Origin of the sequence: Pseudomonas sp. JH-2 (assembly GCF_036231725.1) — a bacterium.
In the GTDB taxonomy this organism is placed as follows: Bacteria; Pseudomonadota; Gammaproteobacteria; order Pseudomonadales; family Pseudomonadaceae; genus Pseudomonas; species Pseudomonas delhiensis.
In genome coordinates this window covers 19804-32798 of record NZ_JAZAQP010000025.1, presented here as the reverse complement: position 1 = coordinate 32798, position 12995 = coordinate 19804, and the positions used below count along the sequence as shown (strand labels likewise).

Genomic DNA, 12995 nt, shown 5'->3' with positions numbered 1-12995 from the left:
GCGATTCGGCGGATAACGCCGTAGGCGTTATGCGCCCTACATGGGAATCCGGGAGCTTCGTGGTTTCGCGCCACACCGAACGGTCCCCTCTCCCGCTTGCGGGGGAGGGTTAGGGAGGGGGAGCGGAGTCAGGGTTGGCAGAAGTGCCAGAGCGAAGTCCGTCCCCTCTCCCCAACCCTCGCCTACGCGGCCCGCCCTGAAGGGAGAGGGGGCTGTCCCGAGCAAGCGAATAACACAGCGTCAGCCGGCAAGGCCGTAGGGCGAATAACCGTTCGCGGTTATCCGCCGTTGGCCGTGCCACCGGGGCGTCCGGCGTGGCCGGTGAATCCAATCGCGGACGGAGTCCGCTCCTACGCCCGTGCTTCCTGGAACCGTAGGAGCAACTGTCTTGCAGCCTGCGCCGAGATGCTCTTCGTAGGAGCGAGCATGCTCGCGAACAAACGCGGTGCCATGCGGTTCGCGAGCAAGCTCGCTCCTACGAAGAGCAAAAGCACCCCCTCACCGCTCCCGCAGCGCCTCCCAGCGCGCCTTGAGCACCGGCTTGAGCAGGTAGTCCAGCACGCTCTTCTCGCCGGTGATGATGTCCACCGTCGCCACCATCCCGGGGATGATCAGCAGCGGCTTGTTGTCCGGGCCCAGGTGGTTCTTGTCGGTGCGCACCTGGATCAGGTAGAAGGCGTTGCCCTTGTCGTCGGTGATGGTGTCGGCGCTGATCATCTCCAGCTTGGCCTTCAGGCCGCCGTAGATGGTGTAGTCGTAGGCGCTGAACTTCACCGTGGCCGGCTGGCCGGGGTGGAGGAAGGCGACGTCCTGCGGGCGGATCTTCGCTTCCACCAGCAGGTTGTCCTCCAGCGGGACGATTTCCACCATGTCGCTGCCCGGCTGCACCACGCCGCCGATGGTGTTGATCTTCAGCTGCTTGACGATGCCGCGCACCGGCGACACCACGGTGGTGCGGCTGACCTTGTCGTCGATGGCGCGGCTGGTGGCGGTGAGCTTGTTCAGCTCGGTGCGGGCCTCGTTGAGGTCCTTCAGGGCGTCGGTGCGGAAGCCCTGGCGCGACTCGTCGATCTTCCGCGAGATTTCCTGCATGGCCGCCTCGGCGCGGGGGATGGCCAGGGTGGTGGCGTTCAGCTCGCCGTTGATCTCCACCACGCTGCGGCGCAGGCGCAGCAGTTCCACCGGGGAGATGGCGCCGCTCTTGACCAGCGGCGTGGACATGTTCAGCTCCTGCTGCACCAGGCCGAGGCTGGAGCGGTACTGCTGGGCCTTGGCGCGGAACTCCTGCAGTTCCTGGGTCTTCTGCCGCAGCTGTTCCTGGAGGATGCTCACCTCGCTGGCCTGGCGCGCCTGGCGGCTGTGGTAGAGCTGCAGCTGGTCGTCGACCACCTGCGGCGCGGTCTGCTTCAGGGGGGCGGAGAAGGCCGGCTCGCGGCCCTCGGCCTCGGCGCTCAGGCGTTCCACCCGGGCCTCCAGGGCGTTGCGGTCGGCCTCGGTCTCGCCCTTGTTGGAGGCGAAGCGGGTGTCGTCCAGGCGCAGCAGGGTCTGGCCCTTGTCCACCACCTGGCCTTCGTGGACGAAGATTTCCGAGACGATGCCGCCCTCCAGATTCTGGATGGTCTGCACCTTGCTGGAGGGGATCGCCTTGCCTTCGCCCTTGGTGACTTCCTCCAGGTGCGCGTAGTGCGCCCAGGCCAGCGCGCAGACCAGCAGCGCGAGCACCGCCCAGAGGGTGATGCGCGCGGCCAGCGGCGAGTCCTCCAGCACCGTGCCCTGGACCTCGGGCATGAACTCGGTGTCGCTGCGTGCGCCCAGGTAGCCCGGCGCCGGTTGCATGCTGCTCATGGCTTCACCCCGCTGCCGGGCCGACGTGGCCCTTGCGCAATGCCTCGATCACCGCGTCCTTCGGCCCGTCGGCGACGATGCGCCCGGCGTCGAGGACGATCAGCCGGTCCACCAGCGCGAGCATCGAGGTGCGGTGGGTGACCAGCAGCAGCGTCTTGTCCGCGCAGCACGCCTGCAGGCGCCGGCGCAGGGCTTCCTCGCTGCTGTTGTCCATGGCGCTGGTGGGTTCGTCCAGCACCAGGATCGGCGGGTCCAGCAGCAGCGCGCGGGCCATCAGCACGGCCTGGCGCTGGCCGCCGGACAGCAGCTGGCCGCGCTCGCCCACCGGGCGGTCGAAGCCGGCCGGGTGCTGCCGGGCCAGTTCGCTGACGCCGGTCAGCTCGGCCACCTCCAGCATGCGCGCGTCACTGACGTAGCGGGCGCCGAGGGTCAGGTTGTCGCGCAGGCTGCCGGCCAGCAGCGGCAGGTCGTGGGCCACGTAGCCCACCTGCTGGCGCAGGTCGGCCACGTCGATCTGCCGCAGGTCCAGGCCGTCGAGCAGGATCTGTCCCTGGTCCGGCTGGTAGAAGCCCAGCAGCAGACGCGCCAGGGTGCTCTTGCCCGAGCCGCTGCGGCCGATCAGCCCGACCTTTTCGCCGGCGGCCAGGCGCAGGCCGATCTGGCTCAGCGCCGGGGCGTTCTGCTCGGGGTAGCGGAATTCCACCTGGCGCATCTCCAGCGCGCCGTGCAGCTGGGTGCGCTCCAGCGGGCGCTGGCTCGCCTGGCGTTCCTGGGGCAGGGCCATGAGCGCGTCGGTGCTCTTCATGGTCAGGCGCGCCTGCTGGTGGCGGGTGATCAGCCCGGCGATCTGCCCCAGCGGCGCCAGTACCCGGCTGTTGAGCATGTAGCAGGCGACCAGGGCGCCGACGCTGAGCTGGCCGTCGAGGATGGCGTAGACGCCGCAGACGATCATGGCCATGCCGGCGAACTGCTGGACGAACAGCGTGCCGTTGGTGGCCAGGGTGGCGAGGAAGCGGGCGTGGTTGTCCAGGCGGGTGAGGGCGCCGTGGGTGGCTTCCCAGCGGTACTGCCGCTCGCTCTCGGCGCCGCACGCCTTGAGCGTCTCCAGGCCGCCGAGGGTCTCGATCAGCAGGGCCTGGCGCTCGGCGCCGAGGGTCAGGCTCTTCTGCACGGTGTCGCGCAGGCGCACCTGGATCAGGTAGGCGAAGCCGATGGTCAGCGGGAAGGCCAGCAGCGGCACCGCCACCAGGCTGCCGCCGAGCAGGCCGATGACCAGGATCATCAGCAGCGAGAAGGGCAGGTCGATCAGGCTGGTGAGGGTCAGCGCGGTGAGGAATTCGCGCAGGCCCTGGAAGTCGTGGATGCTCTGGGCGAAGCCGCCGACCGTGGCCGGGCGGTACTTCATGGCCATGCCGGTGATGCGCTCGAAGAGGGTGGCCGAGAGCACCACGTCGGTCTTCTTCCCGGCCATGTCCAGCAGGTGCGAGCGCAGCACCCGCAGCAGCAGTTCGAAGAGGGTGCCCAGCAGCAGCCCGCTGGCCAGCACCCAGAGGGTGGAGACGGCCTGGTTGGGCACCACGCGGTCGTAGGTCTGCATGACGAACAGCGGCACCAGCATGCTCAGCAGGTTGATCAGCAGGCTGGCCACCAGGGCGTCGGTGTACAGCCAGCGCGACAGCCTGAGGGTGTCGCGGAACCAGGCCTCCACCCGCGGCACCAGCGGCTGGCGCGCCGCCTCCAGTTCATGGCGCGGGCGGGCGAACAGGGCCAGGCCGCTGTATTGCGCGGCCAGTTCCTCGGTGCTGACCCACTGCTCGCCGCCCTCGGTCTCGCAGGGCAGGATCAGCGCCTGGCCGTCCGCGCCCCACTGGCGCAGCACCGCGCTGCGCCCGCCGTCGAGCAGCAGCAGGACCGGCAGGTTCAGCGCCGGTATGGCCTTCAGCTCGCGGCGCAGCAGGCGCCCCTGCAGGCCTGCGCGGGCCGCGGCGCGGGGCAGCAGCTCGGCGTTCAGGCGCTGCTGCGGCAGCGGCAGGCCGGCGCTCAGGCTGGTGCGGCTGACCGGGCAGCCGTGCAGGCGGCAGAGGATCAGCAGGCCGTCGAGCAGGGGGTCGTCGTGGCTCAGCCGGGGATCGTCCGCGGCGGGGCTGCCGCGCTCCTGGATGATCATGGTCACGCTACTTCTCCCGGGCTTCTTCGAGCCCCGTGCGGGCCGCCGCGCCCCGCAAACGCCGCCGGCCGGCGGGGCCGGCGTCGGGCGGGGGCGGGCAGGGCCTCATTTCATGTCGGGCAGGCGTGTTTCGGTCTTCACGTCGGACAGCGCCACGCCCTCGTGGGGCGGCACCACGTTCTGCGAGCGCAGCAGGGCGCCCATGGCGGCCAGCACCCGGTAGCGCGAGTACTCTTCGGTGTAGCGCACCTGGGTGTAGCGGCGGTTGGCGGTGAAGAGTTCGTTCTCGCTGTCCAGCAGGTCGAGCAGCGTGCGCTGGCCCAGGGTGAACTGCTGCTGGTAGGCCTCGCGGACCTTGCGGGTGTAGTCGGCGTACTCGCGTGCCGGGCCGGTCTGCTTGGTGGCGTTCTCCATCGCGTCCCAGGCCAGCGAGAGGTTCTCGTTGAGCAGGCGCAGGGCGTTGTCGCGGATGTCCTTGGCCTCGTCGATCTGGTGCGAGGTGGCGCCGAGGCGGTTCTTGTCGCGCATGCCGTTGAACAGGTTGTAGCGCATCACCACCTGGGCTTCCCAGTCGTTGTAGTGGCCCACTTCGCCGTCGACGTTGTTGTTCGCCGCCTTCGACAGTTCCAGGTCGAAGCGCGGGTAGAAGGGCGCCTTGGCCGCCTCGTACTGCTTCTCGGCGGCATTGACGTCGGACTGGGCCGACTTGAGCAGCGGGTTGTTGCTCAGCACTTCCTGGCGCGCCTGGTTGATGCTGGCGGGCACCAGGGCCTTGACGGTGGAGGGCGTCTCCAGCTCGTCCGGCTGCTTGCCCACGGCGCTGTAGAAGTTGGCCTCGGCGTCGCGCAGGTCGACTTCCTCGGTGTAGAGGTTGTTCTGCGCCAGGGCCAGGCGCGCGGTGGCCTGGTCGTTGTCGGCGGTGCTGCCGACGCCCTGCTGGCTGCGTAGGTGGATCTGGTCGCCGATGCGCTGGTGGGCCTGCAGGTTGTTGCGCGCCAGGGTCACCATCTCGCGGTGCTGCAGCACGCTGAGGTAGACCTCGACGGTGCGCAGCGCGGCGTTTTCCGAGGTGCCCAGGACGCGGAACGCCTTGGAATTGACGTTGGCCTCGTTGCGCGCCACCTCGTTGGGCGTGCCGAAGCCGTCGAACAGCATCTGCTGCAGGCGGATCTCGGCGTCGCCGCGGTTGAGCGTCTCCTTGTTGTGGTTGCCTTCCTGACGGGTAGAGGGGCTATCGACGCCTTCGCGGCCGTAACCCAGCAGCAGATCGACGGTGGGCAGGTAGCCGCCGCGGGCGATCTTCAGTTCCTGGTCTGCGGTCAGCCGGCTGTTCATGCTCTGGCTGATCTCCGGGTGATATTGCAGGGTGCTCTGTATGGCTTGGGTCAGGCTCATCGCGTGGGCTTGAGCGCAGGTGGCCGCCAGAAATACACCGCTCCATAGCGTCGCGTTACGACTGCGCATGGCGTTCTCCTGGTGTTCTCGACTTCGATGCTCTTTCAATTCGCCAAAAACTTGGCTTATTTTTGATATCAAGCGTTTCACGCCTGTAACATCAGAGCTAAGAACAACTTTTCGAGAAGCTCAGAAGAATTTTTCACATCCCATATTCAGAAAAAATCTTATGCCACCTATGAAAACCGGCACATTGTAAAACCCGCAAACCCTGATTTTTCTTGGCTATGGGGACGAATAGGGCTTGCAGATACAGCCATGTACGTTTCAGGCGGCTAGGGCGGGGCGTTCCGCGAAGTGTCGAAGCAAGCGTGGTCAAAAAAATGGCGGATTCATCCGCTGGCTTTTTGATGCCAAAGCGCCTCCAGGCTTCAGCTTCCCTCTACGCATCACTGCGCGCCATCGACGGCATGGCCAACTCGGAGGTCTTGGGTGCCGCCGGAGGCGGCGCCGGGCGGTGAGCGGAGGATGCAGTCATGGCCAGCTTGGTAGGTATCGTCAGCAAGGCGGTGGGCGAGGTCTTCGCCGTGGCCGCGGATGGTTCGCGTCGCATCCTGCACCAGGGCGACAAGCTGTTCGTCGGCGAACAACTGGTGACCGGGCACGAAGGTGCCGTGGCCGTGGCGATCGCCGGTGGCGGCGAGCTCACCCTGGGGCGCGACAGTTCGATGCCGATGAGCAGCCAACTGGTCGCCGCCGCCCACCACCAGTACGCGGACAGCGCGCCGGCGCAGGCCCCGGCCACGCCCAGCCAGCAGGACCTCACCGACGTCAAGGCGCTGCAGGCGGCCATCGCCGCCGGGCAGGACCCGAGCCAGGTCGCCGAGGCCACCGCGGCCGGTCCGTCGTTCTCCGCCGGCGGCAACGCCAAGGCCGGCGGCGGGCACTCCTTCGTGCTGCTGACCGAGACCGGCGGCCGCGTCGATCCGGACATCGGCTTCCCCACCGGGCCCCTGGCCAGTGGCCCGCTGTTCCCGCGGCTGTTCGACGGCGTGCCCAGCCCCGAGCAGGCCCAGGCGGCGCCCCCGCCGGAACCGCCGGCACCGCCCGAGCCGCCGGCGCCTCCCGTCGATGGCCTGCCGAGCGCGGGCAATGCCGCCACCGTGGTGGATGAGGACGGCCTGCCCGGCGGCATCCAGGGCAACGACGACCTGCCCGGCGTGGGCGCCAGCGCTTCCGGCAGCCTGGGCTACAGCTTCGGCCCCGATGGCCCCGGAAGCTTCGCCTGGGGCACCACCGGCCTGCCGGCGCTGACCTCCGGCGGCGTGGCCCTGAGCTACAGCGTGAGCCCCGACGGCCACGTGCTGACCGCCTCGGCCAATGGCCAGACGGTCTTCACCCTGACCCTCACCAGCCTCGCCAACGGCACCTACGAACTGGTCCTGCAGCAGCCGCTGGACCACCCGCAGCACGGTGTCGAGGACGACATCGCCCTCAGCGTCCCCTACACCCTGACCGACGGCAACGGCACGCCCGCCAGCGGCAGCCTGGCCATCCTCGTCAACGACGACAGCCCCACCGCCGGCCTGGCCCTGGGCGGCGAGGCGCCGAGCCTGCTCAGCCATGACGAGGGCACCCGCGGCGGCGCCTCCGAGAGCGTCTCGGCGGACTTCGCCAGCGCCTTCAAGGCCACCCTGGCCTATGGCGCCGACGGCGCCGGCAGCGTGGCCTGGCACTACAGCCTGAACGTCACCAGCCAGGGCGAGGCCTCGGGGCTCAGCAGCGGCGGCCAGGGCATCCACCTCTACCTGATCGGCGGCGTGGTGGTGGGCTCCACGGCCGCCAGCGCCGGTGCGGTGAGCAGCGCCAACACCGTCTTCACCCTGGCGGTGGACGCCGCCAGCGGCAAGGTCACCCTGACCCAGTACGCCGCCATCGACCACGCCCTGCCGGGCGACACCAGCGGCTTCGACAGCCAGCACGTCTCCCTCGGCAACGACCTGGTGCAGCTGCAGGGCAGCGTCACCATCACCGACCGCGACGGCGACCCGGCCAGCGCCAGCCAGAACCTGGACCTGGGCGGCCGGATCGGCTTCGCCGACGACGGGCCGAGCATCGGCATCGGCGCCAGCACCGCGCAGCTCGGCAGCCTGGTGACCCAGGACGCCGACACCCTCGGCAGCAACTTCGACACCGCCACCACCAGCTTCGCCGCGGCCTTCGCCATCACCTCGCAGAACGCCGGCGCCGACGGCCCGGCCACGGTGAGCTGGAGCTATGCGCTGAAACTGGACGTGGCCGAGGGCACTCAGTCAGGCCTGAACAGCGCCGGGCAGAAAATCTACCTGTACGAGCAGAACGGCCAGATCATCGGCAGCACCGCCAGCAGCGAAGACGGAGTGGATTCCAGCAATACCATCTTCAGCCTGAAGGTCGACGGCAGCGGCAACGTCACCCTGACCCAGTACGCCGAGATCGACCATGCGCTGCCGGGTTCGACCAGCGACTACGCGGCGCAACAGGCGCCCCTGGGGACCGGCCTGGTGAGCCTGCAGGCCACCGCCACCATCACCGATTACGACGGCGACAAGGCCTCGTCCAGCGCCAGCATCGACCTGGGCGGCAAGGTGGCCTTCGATGACGACGGCCCGAGCATCAGCGTAGGCCTCAGTGGCAATGCCCCGGTGCTGCTGCATACCCAGGATGCGGACACTATCGGCAGTAACTTCGACACTGCGACCACCAGCTTCGCCGCAGCTTTCGCCATCACCTCGCAAAGCGCCGGCGCCGATACCCCGGCCTCTGTGAGCTGGAGTTACGCGCTGAAACTGGACGTGGCCGAGGGCACCCAGTCAGGCCTGAACAGCACCGGACAGAAGATTTATCTGTACGAGCAGAACGGCCAGATCATCGGCAGCACCGCCAGCAGTGAAGGCGGGGTGAACGCCAGCAATACCATTTTCAGTCTCAAAGTGGATGGCAGCGGCAACGTCACCCTCACGCAGTTCGCCGAGATCGATCACGCACTGCCCGGCGCCACCAGCAACTATGCTGCGCAGCAGGCTTTCCTCGGCACCGGTCTGGTGAGCCTGGACGCTACCGCCACCATCACCGACTACGATGGTGACAAGGCCAGCTCCACGGCGTCCCTGGACCTGGGCAACAAGGTCGCCTTCGACGACGACGGCCCCTCCATCTGTATTGACCTGAGCGGCAAAGCCCCGGTGTTGCTGCATACACAGGACGCGGACACTATCGGCAGCAACTTCGACACTGCGACCACCAGCTTCGCCGCCGCCTTCGCCATTACCTCGCAGAGCGCCGGTGCTGATACGCCGGCTTCGGTGAGCTGGAGCTATGCGCTGAAACTGGACGTGGCCGAGGGCACCCAGTCAGGCCTGAACAGCACCGGGCAGAAGATCTACCTGTACGAGCAGAACGGCCAGATCGTTGGCAGCACCGCCAGCAGTGAAGGTGGTGTGAACGCCAGCAACACCATTTTCAGTCTCAAAGTGGACGGCAGCGGCAACGTCACCCTCACGCAGTTCGCCGAGATCGACCACGCGCTGCCGGGCGCCACCGGCAACTATGCCGCGCAGCAGGCTTTCCTCGGCACCGGCCTGGTGAGCCTGGACGCTACCGCCACCATTACTGACTACGACGGCGACAAGGCCTCGTCCAGCGCCAGCATCGACCTGGGCGGCAAGGTGGCCTTCGACGACGACGGCCCCTCCATCTGCATCGACCTGAGCGGCAAAGCTCCGGTGCTGCTGCATACACAGGACGCGGACACTATCGGCAGCAACTTCGACACTGCGACCACCAGCTTCGCCGCCGCCTTCGCCATCACCTCGCAAAGCGCCGGCGCCGATACCCCGGCCTCGGTGAGCTGGAGCTATGCGCTGAAACTGGACGTGGCCGAAGGCACTCAGTCAGGCCTGAACAGCACCGGACAGAAGATCTACCTGTACGAGCAGAACGGCCAGATCATCGGCAGTACCGCCAGCAGTGAAGGCGGGGTAAACGCCAGCAACACCATCTTCAGCCTGAAGGTGGATGGCAGCGGCAACGTCACCCTGACGCAATACGCCGAGATCGATCACGCACTGCCCGGCGCCACCGGCAACTATGCTGCGCAGCAGGCTTTCCTCGGCACCGGCCTGGTGAGCCTGGACGCTACCGCGACCATCGCCGACTACGATGGCGACAAGGCCAGCTCCACGGCCTCCCTCGACCTGGGCAACAAGGTGGCCTTCGCCGACGACGGCCCGTCCATCAGCGTTGGCCTGGGTGGCCAGGCGGTGGTGGTGCAGACCCAGGATGCCGACACCATTGGCGCGAACTTCGACACCGCCAGCGGCGACTTCACCGGCGCCTTCGTCATCACCTCGCAGAGTGCCGGCGCCGACGCCCCGGCCTCCGCGGTGAGCTGGAGCTACAGCCTCAAGCTGCTGGCCGGGCAGGGCGCCGACAGCGGGCTGAGCAGCGGCAACGCGACCATCCACCTGTACGACGTCGGCGGCAAGATCGTCGGCAGCACCGCCACCAGCCTGCAGGGCGTGACCGCGGCCAACACCGTGTTCGACCTGCGCATGGACGGCAACGGCGGCAAGGTGATCCTCACCCAGTACTCGGCCATCCAGCACGACGGGCCGGGGGCTTCCGGCAACTACGACAGCCAGGTGGCCTGGCTGAAGACCGGGCTGGTCGGCCTGGAAGGCACCGCCAGCATCACCGACTACGATGGCGACAAGGCCAGCAGCAGCCAGACTCTCGACCTGGGCAACAAGATCGGCTTCGCCGACGACGGCCCCACCGCGGTGGACGACCACCCGCCGTGCCTGCTGGTGCAGCCGCCGCCGGCGGTCAACCTGACGCTGGTGCTCGACGTCTCCGGCAGCATGCAGGGCAGCAAGCTGGCGCAGGCCAAGGCCGCGCTGATCAACATGCTGCACGAGTACGCATCCATGGGCCTGCTGGTCCAGGTCTCGCTGATCAGCTTCGCCTCCTCGGCCAGCGCTGCCACCCACTACAGCTTCGACGACGCCGGCGACAGCGGCTACACCAGCCTGGTGAACGCCATCAACAGCCTGCAGGCCGGCGGCAACACCAACTACCAGGCCGCCCTGGAGCGCGCCCAGACCAGCATCAGCGCCGACCTGAACGCGCCGGGGGCCGACCCCTCGGCCATCAACCGGGTGTACTTCATCTCCGACGGCGAGCCCACCACGGGTAGCACCAACACCGCGCTGGACAACTGGCAGAGCTTCCTCGCCGCGCACAACGGCACCAGCAACAACGTCGAGGCCTTCGCCGTCGGCGTCGGCACCTCCATCACCGACCAGGACCTGGTGCGGGTGGACAGCCATGGCACGCCGGTCATCGTCACCGACCCCGGCGACCTCAGCGCCACCCTGGTCAACCTCAGCCACCTCGACGCGGTCAGCGGCAACCTGCTGGCCAACGACCTGCCGGCCAGCGCCGACGGCACCGTGCGCATCACCCAGGTGAGCATCGGCGGCGAGACCTTCGCGGTGGATGCCAACGGTAACCTCACCAACCTCGACCCCAATGCCAGCCACGCCACCGGCAGCTACAACGCCAGCAGCGGCCTGCTGACCATCAGCACCGACAGCGGCACCCTGACGCTGTACCTGAAGGACGGCGGCGGCCACCACATGGGCGACTACACCTATGCGGTCAAGGCCGGGGTGAGCTTCCCGGAAAGCGGGCAGATCAGCGAGTCGTTCCAGTACACCATCGTCGATGGCGACGGCGACACCGCCACGGCCAACCTCGACATCTGCCTGAAATACGGCGCGCCCATCCTGGTGGTGGGCAGCAACGCCAGCGACGTCGACGGCTCCAGCGCCACCCACACCGTGCCCAGCCCGCTCGGGCCGGACCATGGCACCATCGCCGGCAGCTTCGGCAACGACGTGCTGATCGGCGACGTGGGCGGGGTGAGCACCACCACGGTGCCGGGCAAGAACTACAACATCGCGCTGATCATCGATACCTCCGGCAGCATGGCCGATGCCTCGGGGACCGCTGGGCTCAGCCGCATGGCCCTGGCCAAGGCAGCGCTGATCAACCTGCTGAACCAGATCAAGGGGCACGACGGCACCATCAACCTGGCCCTGGTGTCCTTCGCCGACGGCTCGACCCTGACCCAGGTGCACGGCCTTAACAGCACCAACGTCGCCACCCTGATCGGCGCCATCAACAGCCTCGGCGCCGTGGGCGGGACCAACTACGAGGCGGCGCTGAAGTCCACCGTCGACTGGTTCAACGCCACCGTGGCCGGGGGCGCCAACGCGGCCCACGACTACATCAACCTGGCGTTCTTCCTCACCGACGGCAACCCGACCACCTACATCGGCGACAGCAGCAACAGCGGCACCGTCACCAACTACCACGACATCAAGGACGCGCTGGACGTCGCCAACAGCATGCTCAACGGCGGCGGCGTGCTCAGCGGCAGCGACCATGTGTCGGTGAACGCCATCGGCATCGGCGACGGCATCAACAGCGGCATCCTGCAGTTCTTCGACAACACCAGCACCACGGGCACCGCCACCCTGCATTTCACCGGCAACACCCCGGACCTCACCGCCAACGTCGGCCAGCCGCAGATCATCAACACCGCCGAACAGCTGCAGACCGCGTTGCAGGAAGGCTTCACCAACAGCTCGCCGCAGGCGGTGGGCCACGACCACCTGGTGGGCGGCGACGGCAACGACATCCTCTTCGGCGACGTGATCAACACCGACGCCCTGAGCTGGACCGGGCATGCCGCCGGCACCCACAACGGCGCCGGCTACCAGGGCCTGGTGGACTACCTGACCGCCGCCAACGGCGGCGCAGCGCCGTCCCAGAGCCAGCTGACCAACTACATCGTCGCCCACGCCTACGAGCTCAACGTTGCCGGCGATACCCGCGGCGGCAACGACACCCTCGAAGGCGGCAAGGGCGACGACCTGCTGTTCGGCCAGGGCGGCAACGACACCCTGCTCGGCGGCGACGGCAACGACATCCTGTTCGGCGGCATGGGCGACGACACCCTCACCGGCGGCGCCGGCGCCGACCAGTTCGTCTGGCAGAAGGGCGAGACCGGGCATGACGTGATCAAGGACTTCAACATCGGCGAGGGCGACTCGCTGAACCTGGCCGACCTGCTGCAGGGCGAGCACGCCACCGCCGATTCGCTGGCGCAGTACCTGACCTTCTCGGTCAACGCCACCACCGCGACCACCACCATCTCGGTGAACCCCACGGGCGCGACGGGGGGCGCGACCACCCAGACCATCGACCTGGTCAACGTCGACCTGGTGGCGAAGTACGCCGGCCACAGCGGCGGCGCCATCGTCTCCAGCGGCGACACCCACACGGTGCTCAATGGCCTGCTGACCGACCACGCGGTGAAGGTGGACACCGTCTGACCGCGCCGCAAGGGCGCCCGCGACCGCCGCCCCAGGGCGGCGGTCGCGTATCCGCTGGGGGATGGCAGCGCATATCCGGGATGAATGATCGTCGCGTCCCGGCATTCGCTCGCCCTATGCTTGGCCGACTGCACCTCCCCAATCGA

General features: G+C 68.1%; 4 protein-coding genes. 1 reads left to right on the top strand and 3 read right to left on the bottom strand.

The annotated features are described in order from the left end of the window. Nucleotides 1–498: 498 nt before the first annotated feature. The 3 genes from VV867_RS17825 to VV867_RS17815 form a co-directional block, all read right to left on the bottom strand. Nucleotides 499–1845 (bottom strand): HlyD family type I secretion periplasmic adaptor subunit, encoded by a 1347-nt coding sequence (locus tag VV867_RS17825; RefSeq protein ID WP_328567144.1) that lies wholly within the window; start codon nt 1843–1845, stop codon nt 499–501. Nucleotides 1846–1849: 4 nt separating this feature from the next. Next, on the bottom strand, nt 1850–4012 hold the full coding sequence (locus VV867_RS17820; protein ID WP_275630501.1) for a type I secretion system permease/ATPase: 2163 nt from the start codon (nt 4010–4012) through the stop codon (nt 1850–1852). 105 nt (nt 4013–4117) lie between these two features. Next, nucleotides 4118–5476, bottom strand: a complete 1359-nt coding sequence (locus VV867_RS17815) for a TolC family outer membrane protein (protein ID WP_275626959.1) — start codon at nt 5474–5476, stop codon at nt 4118–4120. A 467-nt stretch (nt 5477–5943) separates the two neighbouring features. Here VV867_RS17815 and VV867_RS17810 point away from each other — a divergent pair, with 467 nt between their 5' ends. Further along, nucleotides 5944–12849 carry a retention module-containing protein gene (locus VV867_RS17810; RefSeq protein WP_328567143.1) on the top strand — a complete coding sequence of 2302 codons (6906 nt, stop codon included), beginning with the start codon at nt 5944–5946 and terminating at the stop codon, nt 12847–12849. The last annotated feature ends 146 nt before the right edge of the window (nt 12850–12995 follow it).

Bases quoted from the DNA above. Each gene is read 5' to 3' on its own strand.
- VV867_RS17820 (WP_275630501.1), bottom strand. From the start codon at position 4,012: ATGATCATCCAGGAGCGCGGCAGCCCCGCCGCGGACGATCCCCGGCTG.
- VV867_RS17815 (WP_275626959.1), bottom strand. From the start codon at position 5,476: ATGCGCAGTCGTAACGCGACGCTATGGAGCGGTGTATTTCTGGCGGCC.
- VV867_RS17825 (WP_328567144.1), bottom strand. From the start codon at position 1,845: ATGAGCAGCATGCAACCGGCGCCGGGCTACCTGGGCGCACGCAGCGAC.
- VV867_RS17810 (WP_328567143.1), top strand. From the start codon at position 5,944: ATGGCCAGCTTGGTAGGTATCGTCAGCAAGGCGGTGGGCGAGGTCTTC.